General features: G+C 71.9%; 12 protein-coding genes and 1 pseudogene. 7 read left to right on the forward strand and 6 right to left on the reverse strand.

The genetic code is table 11. The annotated features are described in order from the left end of the window. Positions 1-123 precede the first annotated feature (123 nt). From ACZ68L_RS36780 to yczE, 4 genes are all read right to left on the reverse strand, one after another. Positions 124-498, reverse strand: a complete 375-nt coding sequence (locus ACZ68L_RS36780) for an RNA polymerase-binding protein RbpA (protein ID WP_007262928.1) — start codon at positions 496-498, stop codon at positions 124-126. Between the two features lie 265 nt (positions 499-763). Further along, positions 764-2,128: an MFS transporter gene (locus ACZ68L_RS36785; RefSeq protein WP_469586341.1), complete on the reverse strand. Its 1,365-nt coding sequence runs from the start codon at positions 2,126-2,128 to the stop codon at positions 764-766. A 46-nt stretch (positions 2,129-2,174) separates the two neighbouring features. Then, positions 2,175-2,939, reverse strand: a complete 765-nt coding sequence (locus tag ACZ68L_RS36790) for a glycerophosphodiester phosphodiesterase (protein WP_469586344.1) — start codon at positions 2,937-2,939, stop codon at positions 2,175-2,177. Beyond that, complete coding sequence (gene yczE / locus ACZ68L_RS36795) at positions 2,939-3,661, reverse strand: membrane protein YczE (RefSeq protein WP_469586347.1); 723 nt, start codon at positions 3,659-3,661, stop codon at positions 2,939-2,941. The genes ACZ68L_RS36790 and yczE overlap by 1 nt, the downstream gene beginning before the upstream one ends. Before the next feature lie 103 nt (positions 3,662-3,764). On the opposite strand from yczE, the gene ACZ68L_RS36800 reads away from it, so the two are divergent. Then, positions 3,765-5,264 carry an SCO1417 family PLP biosynthesis transcription factor gene (locus ACZ68L_RS36800; protein WP_469586349.1) on the forward strand — a complete coding sequence of 500 codons (1,500 nt, stop codon included), beginning with the start codon at positions 3,765-3,767 and terminating at the stop codon, positions 5,262-5,264. Between the two features lie 84 nt (positions 5,265-5,348). Here the strand turns inward: ACZ68L_RS36800 and ACZ68L_RS36805 are convergent, their stop codons facing one another. Both ACZ68L_RS36805 and ACZ68L_RS36810 read right to left on the reverse strand, forming a co-directional pair. Further along, positions 5,349-6,986, reverse strand: coding sequence for a hypothetical protein (locus tag ACZ68L_RS36805; RefSeq protein WP_469586352.1), 1,638 nt, complete (start codon positions 6,984-6,986; stop codon positions 5,349-5,351). Positions 6,987-7,023: 37 nt separating this feature from the next. Further along, the gene (locus tag ACZ68L_RS36810) at positions 7,024-7,218 is read right to left on the reverse strand and encodes a hypothetical protein (RefSeq protein ID WP_018103962.1); all 195 of its coding nucleotides are present in this window, start codon (positions 7,216-7,218) and stop codon (positions 7,024-7,026) included. 326 nt (positions 7,219-7,544) lie between these two features. Between ACZ68L_RS36810 and ACZ68L_RS36815 the strand changes: the two genes are divergently transcribed. From ACZ68L_RS36815 to ACZ68L_RS36840, 6 genes and pseudogenes are all read left to right on the forward strand, one after another. After that, the gene (locus ACZ68L_RS36815; RefSeq protein WP_361453966.1) at positions 7,545-7,937 is read left to right on the forward strand and encodes an ankyrin repeat domain-containing protein; all 393 of its coding nucleotides are present in this window, start codon (positions 7,545-7,547) and stop codon (positions 7,935-7,937) included. Between the two features lie 219 nt (positions 7,938-8,156). Continuing rightward, entirely contained in the window at positions 8,157-9,575 is a 1,419-nt protein-coding gene (locus ACZ68L_RS36820; RefSeq protein ID WP_469586355.1) for a HEAT repeat domain-containing protein, read from the forward strand. Between the two features lie 155 nt (positions 9,576-9,730). Further along, positions 9,731-9,874, forward strand: a pseudogene (locus tag ACZ68L_RS36825) (glycosyltransferase family 1 protein); the annotation flags it as partial. Positions 9,875-9,884: 10 nt separating this feature from the next. Continuing rightward, positions 9,885-13,541, forward strand: coding sequence for a hydantoinase B/oxoprolinase family protein (locus tag ACZ68L_RS36830; RefSeq protein WP_469586358.1), 3,657 nt, complete (start codon positions 9,885-9,887; stop codon positions 13,539-13,541). A gap of 83 nt (positions 13,542-13,624) precedes the next feature. Continuing rightward, positions 13,625-15,151 carry a hypothetical protein gene (locus ACZ68L_RS36835; protein WP_469586360.1) on the forward strand — a complete coding sequence of 509 codons (1,527 nt, stop codon included), beginning with the start codon at positions 13,625-13,627 and terminating at the stop codon, positions 15,149-15,151. Between the two features lie 181 nt (positions 15,152-15,332). Beyond that, positions 15,333-16,262: a hypothetical protein gene (locus ACZ68L_RS36840; RefSeq protein WP_469586363.1), complete on the forward strand. Its 930-nt coding sequence runs from the start codon at positions 15,333-15,335 to the stop codon at positions 16,260-16,262. Positions 16,263-16,273: the final 11 nt, after the last annotated feature.

Below are 16,273 nucleotides of genomic sequence, written 5' to 3' on the forward strand. Positions count from 1 at the left end.
CGCCCCCCCCGCCCGCCCGCCCCCCCCCCCCCCCCCCCCCCCCCCCCCCCGCGCCCGGCCCCGCCCCCCCCCCGGCCCCCCCCCCCCCCCCCCGCGGCTCTGTCGTGCCGAGATGCCCTGCGGTCAGGCAGATTTCCTGCTGTCCCGCGGATGCACGGCGATGTTCATGGCTCCGGAGCGCAGAACCGCCAGCCTCTCGGCCAGCACCTCCTCCAGCTCCTCGCGTGTGCGCCGCTCCATGAGCATGTCCCAGTGCGTACGCGCAGGCTTGCCCTTCTTCTCCTCGGGGCCATCCCCGTCCACCAGGAGTGCCATGGCGCCGCACGCCTTGCACTCCCACTCCGGCGGAATCTCCGCCTCTACCGAGAACGGCATCTCAAAACGATGTCCGTTCTGGCATGCGTACTCCACCGCCTGGCGCGGGGCCAGATCGATGCCGCGGTCCGTCTCGTAGCTGGTAACCACGAGTCGCGTGCCGCGGAGAGCTCGCTCACTCATGAATCGTGCCTCCCGGGCTTGTCGCCCACAGGACAGGTGTCGCTGTCGTCGTCATCCGGTCAACGTCCGGTCGGCGGTAAAGATTCCCGTTGCCGGTCATGCGTCGCCCGTCGTGCCGCTGCTTCTTCAGGGTTGAGGTACCCGCCAATGCCCGGTTTGTCACATCCAGTAGAAGTTGTCACCCAACGGTTCGGCTTCTTCCACTCGCGGTAACGGTCCTCCGGGCAGGCCAAAGGCGTACACTACCGGCCTTTCACTTCAACGTCTAAATCCGTTCCGGAACGGGATTGCCCGCAGCCGCCACGGCCTGTCGGACCGGCACCCTCGCGAGCAGTACGGAACCGATCACGAAGAAGATCACCAACGAGATGATCGCATCCCGGTAGCTCCCGGTCAGCTGATACGCGAGACCGAACACCAGCGGTCCCAGCCAGCTCAGTCCGCGGTCGCTCATCTCGTACGCGGAGAAGTACTTGGCCTCCTTGCCGCGCGGGACCAGATGGGAGAACAGCGAGCGCGACAGCGCCTGGCTGCCGCCGAGCACCAGGCCGATCGCCGAGGCCAGCACATAGAAGAAGACCGGCGCGTCGGCGGGCAGGAAGTAGCCGGCCACGAGAATCAGCGTCCAGACGGCGAGCGAGCCGAGGATCGTGTGCTTCGCGCCGTACACCCGGGCCAGCCGGCCCATCGCCAGCGCTCCGGCCACCGCCAGCACCTGCACCAGCAGTACGGCCGTGATCAGCGTCGTCTGGTCGAGCCCCAGTTCCTCGGAGCCGTACACCGAGGCCTGGGAGATCACCGTCTGCACACCGTCGTTGTAGACGAGGTACGCCAGCAGGAACGAGAGCGTCAGCGGATGGCGGCGCATGTCGCGCAGGGTGGCCATCAGCTGCCGCCACCCCGAACCGACCGCTCCTTCGCCGTCCGGTGTCACCCGCCGGTCGCGCAGTCGTCGCAGCGGCACGAGGGTGAAGGCGCCCCACCAGACGCCGGCCGACGCGAGACAGATCCGCACCGCGTCGGACTCGGAGAGGCCGAAGGAGTCGTGGCCCGTGTACAGGACCAGATTCAGGACGAGGACGAAGGCGCCCGAGGTGTACCCGAAGGCCCAGCCGCGCGAGGAGACCGCGTCCCGCTCCTCGGGCTCGGCGATCTGCGGCAGATAGGCGTTGTAGAGCACCATCGACACGCTGATCGAGGCGTTCGCCACGATCAGCAGGAACGCGCCCAGCAGATAGCGGTGACCGTCCAGGAAGAACATGCCGGTGGTCGCGGCGGCGCCCACGTAGGCGGCGGCCGCGAGCAGCGGCTTCTTCCGCCCCGTCCGGTCCGCGGCGGCGCCCACGATCGGCATCACGATCACCGCGACCACGACGGACACGGAGACCGCGTAGGCGAAGAGCGATCCGGCGCGCACGGGTATGCCGAGCGGATGGACGAAACCGTCGGCGTCGGCGGCCGCCTTGGCGACCGACGTCAGGTACGGGCCGAGGAACACCGTCAGCACGCTCGTCGAGTAGACGGAGCAGGCGAAGTCGTAGAAATACCAGCCGCGCTGCTCGCGCCTGCGGCTCGCGGCGTCGGCGGAACCCGTCGTGAGTCCCGTCGGCTCGGCGGTGTCGGCGCTCAAGGCGCACCCCCTCGTCTCTCCCCGTGGAGACCTCGCACGACCGGCGTCAGGCCCAGGCCCCCCGCTCGCTCAGCACCGTGCGCAGCGTCTCGATGTGATCGGTCATGATGCCATCCACGCCGAGGTCGAGGAGCGCTGCCATCCGCTCGGGTTCGTTCACCGTCCAGACGTGCACCTGGAGTCCGCGTGCGTGCGCCTCGCGCACGAAGCGCCGGTCGACCACCCTGATGCCGTTCTGGCTCTCCGGCACCTGCGCGCACACCGCGCCGGCCCGCACTGCCGCCGGGATGCCGTACGAGCGCAGCCGCAGGCCGAGCACGCCGAGCACGCCGTAGGAGGTGGCCAGCCGGGGCCCGCCGAGGCGGTGCGCCCTGGCGACCCGGGCCTCCGAGAACGAGCCGACGCACACCCGGTCCCAGGCGTCCGTCCGGCGGATCAGATCGATCAGCGGGACCAGGGCGGACTCGGCCTTGATGTCGACGTTCCAGCGGGCCTCGGGAAACGTCTCCAGCAGTTCCTCGAACAGCGGCAGCGGCTCCCGGCCCGCCACCCTGGCCCGCCGCACCTCGCTCCACGGCAGCTCGGCCATCCGGCCCCGGGCGTCCGTCACCCGGTCCAGAGTGCTGTCGTGGAAGGCCACCAGACGGCCGTCCGCCGTGGTGTGCACATCGGTTTCGAAGTAGCGGTATCCGGCGTCGGCGGCCCGGCGGAACGCGGCCGTCGTGTTCTCGATCCCGCCCGCGGCACCGCCTCGGTGCGCGAAGGGGATCGTCGCCGGATGGTCCAGGTAGGGGTGGCGTACGCAGGTCACTACGGCAGTATGGCTCGATCCGGTGTCCGGGCGGTGACGGCGGTGTCGCCGCCGTCCGGCCCGCAGGCGTCGGCGGAGCCTTCGCCGGACGCGGCGGCGGGCTCTTCGGCCGGCTTCCCGCCGACGGCGAAGAAGCGCAGGAAGAACTGGGCGAGCGGGCCGATGGCCAGGGCATACAGCACCGTGCCCGCGCCGAGCGAGCCGCCGAGCACGAAGCCGGTGACCACGACCGCCACCTCGATCAGTGTGCGGACGAGCCGGATGGAGCGGCCGGTACGCAGATGCAGACCGGTCATGAGCCCGTCGCGCGGTCCCGGGCCGAACCGCGCGGCGATGTACAGCCCCGTCGCGACACCGTTGACCGCGATGCCCGCGACCATTACGGCGATCCGTGCGGGGAGGCCGTGCACATCGGGTACGAGCGCGAGCGTGCCGTCCATGGCGATGCCTATGGCGAAGACATTGGAGACGGTGCCGAGGCCGGGGCGCTGCCTGATCGGTATCCACAGCAGCAGGACGACGGCGCCGACGATGATCGAGACGACCCCGATGGACATCCCGGTGCGCTCCGCGAGCCCCTGATGCAGCACCCCCCAGGGTTCGAGGCCGAGGCCGGCACGGACCAGGAGCGCCGAACTCGCCCCGTACAGCGCGAGACCGACGTACAGCTGAATCAGCCTGCGTGTGAGGTGCGCCCCGCGAGGGACGAGGGTGATGGACAAGAGGTGCCCCCCTGATGTGGTGATAGTGGACTGCCGCATGTCACTCTGTGGCAGGGGATTGGCTGCCAACTATGGCCAATCTGAGGAAGGTGGACTGATTTTCATGGCGCAGTGGACTTCGGCGGTCGGCGCGGCGCAGCTCGCCCGGCAGCTCCGGGCCCAACAGCCCCGGTCCGCCGTACCGGGCGCTCGCCGGCCGCCCGCCTATCGCGCGCTGGCCGACGGGGTGCGCCTGCTCGTCCTCGAAGGCCGGGTGCCGGTGGCCGCCCGGCTCCCCGCCGAGCGCGAACTGGCGCTCGCCCTGTCCGTCAGCCGCACGACCGTCGCCGCGGCGTACGAGGCGTTGCGGACGGAAGGCTTCCTGGAGTCCCGCCGGGGAGCCGGCAGCTGGACCGCCGTGCCCGCGGGCAACCCGCTGCCCGCACGAGGCCTGGAGCCGCTTCCCCCGGAGTCGCTCGGCTCGATGATCGATCTGGGCTGCGCCTCGCTGCCCGCCCCCGAACCGTGGCTGACCCGGGCGGTCCAGGGCGCCCTGGAGGAGCTCGCACCGTACGCCCACACCCACGGCGACTACCCGGCAGGTCTGCCCGCGCTGCGGCAGATGATCGCCGACCGCTACACCGCGCGCGGCATCCCGACCATGCCCGAACAGATCATGGTCACCACCGGGGCGATGGGCGCGATCGACGCGATCTGTCACCTGTTCGCGGGCCGCGGCGAACGGATCGCGGTGGAGTCCCCCAGCTACGCCAACATCCTGCAGCTGATGCGGGAGGCGGGTGCCCGGCTGGTGCCGGTGGCGATGGAGGAGGGACTCGGCGGCTGGGACATGAACCGGTGGCGCCAGGTCCTGCGTGACGCGGCGCCACGGCTCGCCTATGTCGTCGCCGACTTCCACAACCCCACCGGAGCGCTGGCCGACGAGGACCGGCGACGCGATCTGGTGGAGGCCGCCCGCTCCGCCGGTACGGTCCTGGTCGTCGACGAGACCATGAACGAGCTGTATCTCGACCCCGATGTACGGATGCCGCGCCGGGTCTGCGCGTTCGATCCGGCGGGCTCCACCGTGCTCACGGTCGGATCCGCGAGCAAGGCATTCTGGGCCGGTATGCGGATCGGCTGGGTGCGCGCGGCCCCCGATGTGATCCGCAGCCTGGTGGCCGCCCGCGCCTACGCCGACATGGGGACGCCGGTGCTGGAACAGCTCGCCGTCAACTGGCTGATGCGTACCGGCGGCTGGGAGCAGGCCTTGCAGGTCCGGCGGGAACAGGCCCGCGAGAACCGGGACTCGCTCGTCGCCGCGGTCCGCCGGGAGCTGCCGGACTGGGAGTTCTCGGTTCCGCGTGGGGGGCTGACCCTCTGGGTGCGTACCGGCGGTCTCTCGGGCTCCCGGCTCGCGGTGGCGGGGGAGCAGGTCGGGGTGAGGGTTCCCTCCGGCCCCCGGTTCGGCGTCGACGGCGCCTTCGAGGGCTACGTGCGGCTGCCGTTCACGGTCGGCGGGCCGGTCGCGGACGAGGCTGCGGCGCGGCTCGCGGCGGCGGCGCGGCTGGTGGGTTCGGGGGCGGGCGCGGGGGTGGAGGCGCCGCGGACGTTCGTGGCCTGACCGGCGGGGCGGGGGGGGGGGGGGGGGGGGGGGGGGCCGGCCCGGGCCCCCCCCCCCCCCCCGCGCCGCCTCGTACCGGTCCGTTCAGTCGCCGACCTTCATGCCCTCGACGGCGACGGCCGCGGTCAGGGGGTGCGGCATCGCAGGGTCCGGAACGCTCACCTCGACCGGCACGGGTTCCTCGACGGCCTCGACCGCGACGGCCGCCTCGGCCGGTGCCTGCCGCTCGGGAAGCAGGCCGAGGACCGCCTGCCGCTGCGCCTCGCTGGTCGCCTCGTCGTACGGGTCCGGGGTGGCCGGAACCTGGAGCCGCAGCACGGGGCCGGTGCCGAGACGCGCGTACCCCCTGCCTGGTGGGACATCCGGCGTCGGGGTGGTGTGCGGCTCCACGCCGAGCACCGACTCGACCTGATCGCGGGAGCAGTGGCCGAGGACGACCCGGGCCCGGGTATGGGTCCGTACGGTCTCGCCGAGGGCGTCCAGGCTGTCGAACTGGTCGGTCATCACCACGGTGACGTTGGCCGCCCGGCCGTGCCGCAGCGGCACCTGGAGCAGTTCCTGGGGGTCCGGCCTGCCGTCGGCGGCCGCCAGGTGGCCGAGGACGCTGGGCCGGTCCAGCAGGATCCAGAGCGGGCGCCTGATGTCGTCGGGGGCGGGGTGGCCGGACTGCCGTGCCCGGTTCGCGGCGATCAGCCGCCGCTCCGTCTCATGGGCCGCCCACTCCAGGGTCGCCAGCGCGCCGGCCAGCCCGCACTCCACGGCCAGCACGCCGTCGCGTCCGGTCAGGCAGGCGTACTCGCCGGTTCCGCTGCCTTCGATGATCAGGATGTCGCCGTGCTGGAGGGCCTGCAGGGCGATGGAACGCATCAGCGTGGTGGTGCCGCTGCCGGGCTGCCCGACGGCCAGCAGATGCGGCTCGGTGGAGCGGGCGCCCGTCCGCCAGACGACCGGTGGCGCGTCGCGGGTCGCGTCGCCGTCGTGCACGGGAACGGTGCGCTGCACCGCGTCGCCGTCGGTGAATCCCAGCACGGTCTCACCGGGTGCGGTGACGAAGCGCTGGGCCCCGATCGAGGTGGGCAGGGCGTCGAGCACGGTCATGACGAGCTGGTTGCCCTCCTCGTCCCAGGCGAAGTGGTACTCCCGGCCGCGGCCCGACTTCGCGTGCAGCAGCCGCTCGATCCGGCTGCGGGAGGCGGCCTCGCTGTCGGTGAAGTATGCGGGATACGTCACCCGGAGACGGGTCGGGCGCCCGTCGCCGTCGAACTCGTATCCGCTGAACGCCTTGTCCCAGTCGCCGCCGTGGGCGAACAACGGGCTCGGGTCCTCGGCCGCGGAGAAGTACGGCACGAGCGCCTCGTACAGCGACCGGAGCCGCCCGGTCTCCGCCTCGTCGGGACCGGTCTTCACGGGGGTCCGCTCCCGCCCCTTCCACGCGGCGGCGCCCATCACCGCGACCAGGGTGATCACGGACCCGTACGGGATCATCGCGACCACGAGCAGGCAGGCCGCGACGGAGAACAGCGCCGGGCCACGCTTGTCCTTGGGCGTCGCGGCCCACTTCTGCCGTCCGGCACCGGCGAGCAGCCGCAGACCACGAGTGATCGTGATCAGTGGATGGAGGACGTCGGTGGCGTTGTCGGTGGCCGTGCGCGCGAACTCGCGACTGCGAGCGATCGGGGCGCTGCCGCTGCTCAGAATGCGGGGGAGTGGTCGCCGGGCCACGTCGGTCTCCTGAAGGGGTGGGAGCGGTCGCGGGGGGTCAGAACTTGATCCCGCCCAGGAGGCCGGCGAGACTCGCGCCGCCCGCCGTGATGCTCGGGGCGATGGCGGTGCCCGCCAGGTAGAAGCCGAACAGGGCAGTGACGAGGGCGTGAGATGCCTTGAGGCCGTCCTTCCTGAAGAACAGGAAGACGATGATGCCGAGGATGACTACGCCTGACATGGACAGGATCATGAGAAGTTCTCCTGGTTGGGGGGACAGTCACCATGAGTCCTTCCAGGTTCACCAGAAGTATCTATACGATAAAAGCTGCATTCGAGTGAAAAGTCTGTATTTTCACTGGATTGGCGGACAAGGGTCGTCGCTGGGGTGCCGGTGTGGCGGAACATTCGGTTCCGTGCGCTGTGTCGTCGCCGTCGGACGTGATCCTCTGCCTTCGGGCGGGCCGGGCCATGCGCGCGGTCGGGCAGTACTCTGTCGGTTCACTCGTACGGCCCCCACGGCGTACGGCCCGGCAGGTCAACAGTGGTGAAACCGGATACTGAAAGGCGGTCCGTCCGATGAGTGAAACCCCCGACCCCGAGGTGGTCGAGCTGGCGACGAAGGTCTTCGACCTGGCCCGCCAGGGGGAGACGGACACGCTCGCCGCGTATGTCGACGCCGGCGTCCCCGCGAACCTGACCAACGACCGGGGCGACTCGCTGCTGATGCTGGCCGCCTATCACGGGCACGCCGCCGCGGTCACCGCCCTCGTCGCCCGCGGCGCCGACCCGGACCGGGCCAACGACCGCGGGCAGACGCCGCTCGCCGGAGCCGTCTTCAAGGGGGAGGGCGCGGTGATCGAGGCGCTGCTCGCCGCAGGGGCCGACCCGGCGTCCGGAACACCCTCCGCGCTGGACACCGCGCGCATGTTCGGCAAGGCCGACCTGCTGGAACTCTTCGGCGCCCGCTGACCGGGTACGCCGTAAATGTGGTCGCGGTGGCGAAATGGCTGGGTCATCATGACGTCTCGGGCCCGGTTCGGGCCACGGACGAGAGGCAGAGGAAGATGGTCTACACCAAGCAGAAGACGGCGGTCGGCCGATCATGTTGCTGCGCGGCGTAGTGCCCCACCCGGCACTTGGAACTGCACAGTCCCGGTTGCGTCGACAGCTTGATGTGAGGCTTTTTCCATGTTTGATCCGTTCATAGCGCCGAGCGGCACCCTGCTCGGCCTGCTGCAGAGGGGCCGTGGCGACGGCACGCTCCACGCGCTCGCCGCACCGCGCCCCGAGGCCCTGGCGGCTCTCAACCACTGTGTCCTGAGCGATCCACGTCACGACTGGCAGGTGGAGAACCGCTCGCTCTACTACGCACGTCTGTATCTCGACCTCGACGGCGGCATCGAGGAGATCGAGCGCCACCTGCGCGATCCCGACGACCACCTCGACACCGACGACTCCCGTACCGGGCTGGCCCTCGCCGTGCTCGGCCACCTCGCCTCGTACGGACGGGACGACGCGCTGGCCCTGCTGCGGCGGTACGCCGCGACCGGAGCCAACTGGGCCTGGGCCCTCGACGAGCTCGCCCTGCGCGACGACGACGCCGGGCTCCGCGCCCTCGCCGTACCCGTGCTGGGCCGGTTCCCGGACACCGAGGACGGCGCCGCCGAGCTGGCCGCAGCGGTACGGGACGCCTACGAACCGCGCCCCTGGCGGCTCTGGGCCGACGACCCGCGCGAAGCGGTCGGGGCCAGGATCAGGGCCGCCTCGGAACAGGGCTCCTTCGACCGCTGGCAGCGGCAGATGCGGCCCGGCGGCCCCCGCCCCGGCTGGAGCGTCCAGGCCGTCTTCGACTGGGCCCAGCAGGGAATCGAACGCGGCAGTGTCCTCCATGTCCCGGCCGCCCGCTGCCTCGCCGCCGTCGCCGGTCCCGACGACCGGTCCACGATCGTCGAGGCCGCCGGCAGCGGCCCCGACGGGGCCCGCTGCGCCGCCCTGCACTACCTGGCCGAGGCCAGGGATCGCGCCGTGCTCGACCTGATCGAGGCCGCCGCGGTCAGCGCCTCGCGCACCGTCGCCGACGCTGCCGTCGCCGCCTTCGAGCGGATGTGCGGTGACGCGGCGGTGGACCGCGCCAGGAGCTGGGCCCGGCGGCCCGACGCGCTCGGTGCCTCCGCGGCTGGTGTGCTCGCCTGCCGGGGCGGGGCCCAGGACGCCCCCCTGGTCCTCGGCGCACTGCGCGAGGCCGTACGGGGCGAAGGGCCGGACGCACCACGCCTGTGGACCCTCGTCGACGGAACGGGCCGGCTGGGCATCGCCTGTGCCGCCCCCGTACTGCGCCATGTCTACCGGGAGACGTCCTCCTCGCATCTGCGCGGCCGAGCGGCCCGCGCACTGGCCGCGACCGACCCCTCGTTCGCCACCGGTTTCGCCGTCGAATGCCTGTGGGACTGCGAGGAGACCACCCGAGAGGTCGCCGCACTCCACGCGGAGACGGGTGACATCAGGGTCGCCGAGCGACTGCGCCGGCTCGCCGCCGACCCGGCCGAGGAAGCAGAGGTGCAGACGGCGGTACGCAGCAGGATCGGGCCCGACACCCCAGCGGTCTGACCGGAGTACGCACAGCGGCGCGCGTCGGGGGCGCGCGGCGCGAAAGGGGCGAGCGGCGCGTCGGGGGCGCGCTCGACTCGAACGCTCACGGGCCGTCCCCCGGCCGGAAAGATCCAAGTCGGCTCCGTCACGTCCGGCACGGCGACAACACCGGTATGCGTGTCGCCATCATCACCGAATCCTTCCCGCCCGATGTCAACGGCGTGGCCCACTGCGCCCTGCAGACGGCCCGGCACCTCGTCGGCCGCGGCCACGAACCGCTCGTCGTCGCCCCGGCCCGTCGTCCGTGGAGTGGGCCAGTATGGAGGGATGAGCGGACGCTGGGACTTCTGGATCGACCGTGGCGGGACGTTCACCGATGTCGTGGGACGGGATCCCGATGGGCACCTGGTCACCCGCAAGCTGCTCTCCCACGACCCCGACCGCTACCGCGACGCCGCCGTGGCCGGCATCCGGGGACTGCTCGGCCTCGGCCCGGCCGACCCGGTCCCCGCCGACCGGGTCGGCACGGTGAAGATCGGCACGACGGTCGCCACCAACGCCCTGCTGGAGCGGCGCGGCGAGCCGACCGTCCTGGTCATCACGGAAGGCTTCCGGGACGCCCTGCGCATCGCCTACCAGAACAGGCCGAGGCTCTTCGACCGCCGGATCCTGCTGCCCGAGGCCGTGTACGAGCGGGTGATCGAGGTCCCCGAACGGATCGACGCCCGCGGTGGGGTCGTGACCCCACTGGACCGGGACGCGGTGGCCGAGCGGCTGAGGGCCGCACGGGCCGACGGCCTGCGCAGCGCGGCCGTCGTCCTGATGCACGGCTACCGCCACCCCGCGCACGAGAGCGCGGTGGCCGCCGTGGCCCGCGAGGCGGGCTTCACCCAGGTCAGCTGTTCGCACGAGGTGAGCCCGCTGATCAAGCTCGTGCCACGCGGCGACACCACCGTCGTCGACGCCTACCTCTCGCCGATCCTGCGCCGGTACGTCGACGAGGTCGCCCGCGAACTCGACGGCATCCGGCTGATGTTCATGCAGTCCAACGGCGGCCTGCGCGAGGCCTCCCACTTCCGGGGCAAGGACGCGGTGCTCTCCGGCCCCGCCGGTGGTGTGGTCGGCATGGCCCGTACGTCCGAACAGGCTGGATTCGACCGGGTCATCGGCTTCGACATGGGTGGCACATCCACCGATGTGTCGCACTACGCGGGCGCGTTCGAACGCGAGCTCGGCACCCAGGTCGCCGGCGTGCGGATGCGCGCCCCCATGATGAACATCCACACCGTCGCGGCCGGCGGCGGCTCCGTCCTGCACTTCGACGGCCACCGCTACCGGGTGGGCCCCGACTCGGCGGGCGCGGTCCCCGGGCCGGCCTGCTACCGCCGTGGCGGGCCGCTGACCGTCACCGACGCCAATGTGATGCTCGGCCGGGTCCAGCCCGCACACTTCCCGGCCGTCTTCGGACCCGACGGTGACCTCCCCCTCGACGCGGACCTCGTCCGCGAACGCTTCGACGCGCTCGCCGAGGACGTGGCGCGTGCCACCGGAACACGGCGCACGGCGGCCGAGGTCGCCGCCGGGTTCCTGGAGATCGCCGTGCTCAACATGGCGAACGCGGTCAAGAAGATCTCCGTGCAGCGCGGGCACGACATCACCCGCTACGCCCTGACGGGCTTCGGCGGCGCCGGAGGCCAGCACGTCTGCGCCGTCGCCGACGCCCTGGGCATCGACACCGTCCTCGTACCGCCCCTGGCCGGCGTGCTGTCCGCGTACGGCATCGGTCTCGCCGACGCCACCGCCATGCGCGAACAGTCCGTGGAGGCGGAACTGGACGAGGCGACCCGGACCCGGCTCGGCGGACTCTGCGACGAACTCGCCGCCCGCACCCGCGCCGAACTGCGCGCCGACGCCATCCCCGACAGCGCGATCAGCACCCGCGCCCGAGTCCTCCTGCGCTACGCCGGTACGGACTCCAGCCTGTCCGTCGACCTGGACACCGCACCCGCCATGGCCGAGGCGTTCACCGCGCAGCACCGCGCACGCTACGCCTTCACCATGGACAAGCCCCTGGTCGTCGAGGCGGTGTCGGTCGAGGCGACCGGAACGGCGGGACGTCACGCACCGGGCACGGCCGACCGCACGCCCCGCGGCAGCGCACCGCCCCGACCTCACGACACCGTAAGGATGTTCGCGGAAGGCCGATGGCGGGACACCCCGCTCCACCGGCGCGAGGAACTGCGCCCGGCGGCCGGCGTGACCGGCCCCGCCGTCATCGCGGAGGCGGACGCCACCACCGTCGTCGACCCCGGCTGGCAGGCCACCCGCACCGACACCGGGCATCTGCTGCTCACCCGCGTCCGCCCGCGCCCGGACCGCACGGCCGTCGGCACCCGCGTCGACCCCGTCATGCTGGAGATCTTCAACAACCTCTTCATGTCGATCGCCGAACAGATGGGCGTGCGCCTGGAGAACACGGCACACTCCGTCAACATCAAGGAGCGCCTCGACTTCTCCTGCGCCCTCTTCGACGCGGAGGGCGATCTGATCGCCAACGCCCCTCACATTCCCGTCCACCTCGGCTCGATGGGGGAGTCCATCAAGGAGGTGCTCCGGCGCAACGGCGGAGCGATGCGGCCCGGCGACGTGTACGCCATCAACGATCCGTACCACGGGGGCACGCACCTGCCCGATGTGACCGTGGTGACGCCCGTGTTCGACGAGAGCGGTGACGAAGGGCCCCGACTCCGCTTCCTCGTCGCCTCACGCGGGCACCACGCCGAGATCGGCGGCATCACCCCCGGCTCGATGCCCGCCTTCAGCCGCACCATCCACGAGGAGGGGGTGCTCTTCGACAACTGGCTGCTGGTACGGGACGGCAGGCTCCGCGAGGCCGAGACGCGCGAGCTGCTCACCGGCGCCGCGTACCCCTCCCGCGACCCGGACACCAACCTCGCCGACCTGCGGGCCCAGATCGCCGCCAACGAGAAGGGCATCGCCGAACTCCGCCGCATGGTGGCGCAGTTCGGTCCCGAGGCGGTCGCCGCGTACATGGGACACGTGCAGGACAACGCCGAGGAGTCCGTCCGCCGGATCATCGCCGAACTGCGCGACGGCGGCTACCGCTACGAGACCGACAACGGCGCGGTCATCGAGGTCGCGCTCACCGTGGACCGGGCCACGCGCGGTGCGGTCGTCGACTTCACCGGCACCTCACCGCAGCAGCCGGGGAACTTCAACGCGCCGAAATCCGTGGTCATGGCGGCGGTGCTGTACGTCTTCCGGACCCTGGTCGCCGATGACATCCCCCTCAACAGCGGCTGTCTCAAGCCCCTGGAGGTAAAAGTTCCGCAGGGCTCCATGCTCGCTCCCGTCCATCCGGCGGCCACGGTCGCCGGAAACGTGGAGACCTCCCAGGCCGTCACGGGGGCCCTGTACGCGGCGCTCGGTATCCAGGCGGAGGGTTCGGGAACCATGAACAACCTCACCTTCGGCAACGAACGGGTCCAGTACTACGAGACCGTGGCGAGCGGCTCGGGCGCGGGCGACGGCTTCGACGGCGCCGACGCCGTGCAGACCCACATGACCAACTCCCGCCTCACCGACCCCGAAGTCCTCGAATGGCGCTACCCCGTGCTGCTGGAGAGCTTCCGGGTACGGGACGGCAGCGGGGGCGCGGGGCGCTGGCACGGCGGCTGCGGCGTGGAGCGGCGCATCCGTTTCCTCGAACCGGTCACGGTGGCACTGCTCTCCGGACACCGCCGGGTCCGGCCCTACGGAATGGCGGGCGGCGAACCCGGCGCTCCGGGCGAGCAGTACGTCGAGCGCGCGGACGGCCGGACCGTCACACCGCTGCGGGGCTGCGACACGGCCGACCTGGAGCGGGGGGACGTGTTCGTGCTCCGCACACCGGGCGGCGGGGGCTACGGAGCCCCGGATCCGGGCCGGGACGGACGTCCCGGGCGCACCGCCGAACAGCGGTGAGGCCGCCGCCCACGGGCCCCCGGCAAGGGGTCGCTTCTGCGCCGTTTCGACCGTTGTCAGTCTGAGGACCTAATCTGTGCAGCGTGACTTCGCCTGCCTACACGGACAACGCTGCGCCCCAGCTCAGCGCGGGGCCGCGGCCCGCCCCGGGCCCGGCCGCCGACGAGGGGCTCTCGCGGCGGCTGCGCGCGCTCGCCTGCACGGCGCCGCTGCACGACCTCGATGTGCGCAAGGCGAATCTGGCCGGTGAGTACACGGTCTACACGATGGCCGAGGTCGCGCTCGCCGTCATCGACCTCGTCACCCTCAACATGGACTTCGACACGGGCGCCGACCACGACCAGATAGTGACCAGGGTCCTTCCCCGTGTCGCCGCCCAGGCCCCGGACCGCCCGGCCGCCGAGCACGAGCGGGTCGCCCGCTGGGTGCTGGAGAACCTGATCAATGTCGGCAGCGTCGACCGCGGATTCCGTGCGGTGTACGGCACTTTCGGCCCTGATGGGGTGTATGTCCGCCGCGATTACGACTTCAAGCTGATCGTGGAAGTCCCGGGATACGGCGGCACCGTCTATCTCCGGGCCACCGACGAAGCGGTCAACGTCCTGGTCGGAGCCCTCGATACGGACGTCACCAGCGCCCAGATCGCCGCCGAGGTGAAGCTGGAGGTCCTCATCAGCCGGGGCCGCCTCGCGGACGCGCAGCTCGCCGCCGAGCAGGCCCGCTACCGCACCGTGCAGTACGCGGAGACCCTGCGCAAGACGCTGGAGGCCACCCGGCGCAACGTCCGGGCCGTCGACTGGCTCAACGCCGTCCCCGACATGATCGCCGAAGCACTCGACCACGTCGCCGACCGCTACCGCCACGAGAACGCGATCCTCACCAACATCCGCAAGGCGCGCGACGAGGCCGAGGAGCCCGAACACAAACGGCGCGCCGCCGAGCTCGTCGATATCGTCAAGGACTGCATCCGCCGCCACACCCAGCTGCAGTCCCGTCTGCTGGAAGCCGGACCGCTCTTCCGCGCCGAGCAGGACCGGCAGGCGTTCGCCACCGCCGCGGCCCGCACCGGCCTCGATCTGTACGGTCAGCTGGTCGGCCCGCTGCTCCCGCTCCCCGTCGAACACGCCATCCGCGTCACGGACGCCTTCTTCGCCCACGGCACCGGACTGCGCACGCCCACCTCGGTACGGGTGGGCGATCTCGTCGACATGCTGCTCACGCCACCCCTGGAACGCGCGCACCTGGGCGCCGAGATGCCCGAACCCGATCTGATCGCCACGCCGGACGACAGCAGGTTCAGCGAGGAGCAGCTCGCGAGCGCGATGGAACTCCTGGATCTGGAGCACGACGCCCCGCGTCGGCTCTCCGGACTCCTCGCCGAGGCCCGGCGCCGAGATCCCGAACTGCCGTATCTGGTCGCCCTGCTCGCGGTGCACGCCGCGAGTCCTCCGGTCGGCACCGCCTACCGGCAGGGCGAGCAGCGTCTGTTGTTCTCCGTCGACGACGGGACGCAGCTCGACGACCCGGAGTTCGGCGGCGCGGATCTGATAGTGGGTACGGCCCTGCTGGACGCGGCCGGAATGGCCGCGGACCGCTCGGAGGCGTCATGAGGGGCGCGCGGTGGGAGGCGCACGAGTCGTCGATCCGACCGGCGCACCCCGTCCGGGGGCGTCGTCGCCCCGCCGGTGGACCGGCCGGAGCCGCGCCGCTCGGGACGTACGCGGCGAGAGCCGGCGCCGTCCACCCCGTCCACCCCGTACCGAAGAGTTTCCGCAGCAAGGAGCGACAGTCGTGAGCGACCACCGCGCACAGTACGCCGACGCGTGGAGCGAGCCGACCGCCGCGTACGCGACCGAGAGCACGGCCTCCGCGGACCCGGCCGGGCCCGCCGCCACCGCAGCCGTCACCCCGGCCGACACGGCCGACGCCGCCCGGCTCGTCGCCTTCGGACTCCAGCCCAAACTGCTGCCCGCACGCGACGCCGAATACGCCGAACTGCTCCGCCGCTACCGGGAGGAGCCCGCTTTCGCCCGGCTCGCCGACGCCGTGGCGACCGGACTCGGCCTGGTCGTGCTGGAGGTGTCCACCCGCGCCGGGATGGCCGTCACCGCCGGTGAGGACTCGGTCTTCGCCGTCCGGATGGGCGACTACGCCCGTCGCGCGTCGTCCGACTCCGCCGACCGGTTCCTGCACGGGCTCGCACATCTCGCCGTCGCCGCGATGGCCTTCCCCCGTCCCGAGGACCTCGCCGACGACGCGTACATCGGCCGGATCACCGTCAACGGTGTCGACTCGTTCGTACGCCAGGCGTGCCATCGGCTGGAGGAGCGCGCCGAGGAGCACGGCGACAACACCGACCCGGCCACCGACGCCCCAGGACTGGAGGCGGCCTGGCGCGTCTACGCCCGGCGCAGCGCCACCGGAGCCACGAAGGACGCCCGAAGGCTTGCCGGTTCCACCACCGGCATCGTCGGCAAGGCCGTCGCATTCCTCACCGATTCGGGCTTCCTCCAGCGCACGGGGGACGACGCCGGAGGCGCCTTCCGCACCACCGCCCGCTACCAGCTCCAGGTCCGCGACATGGCCGGTGGCGCCGCCATGGCCGAGCTGCTGGAGCTCGGAGTCGTACCGGTCACCGACGGGACGGCGACGCTGCTGCCACCGCCCGACACCGACGACCTGGAGCTGGCCGCCGACGCAGGTCTGCCCTTCCACGCCTGACCGGTCCGCCC

It is taken from the genome of Streptomyces sp. NPDC104309, assembly GCF_055584025.1.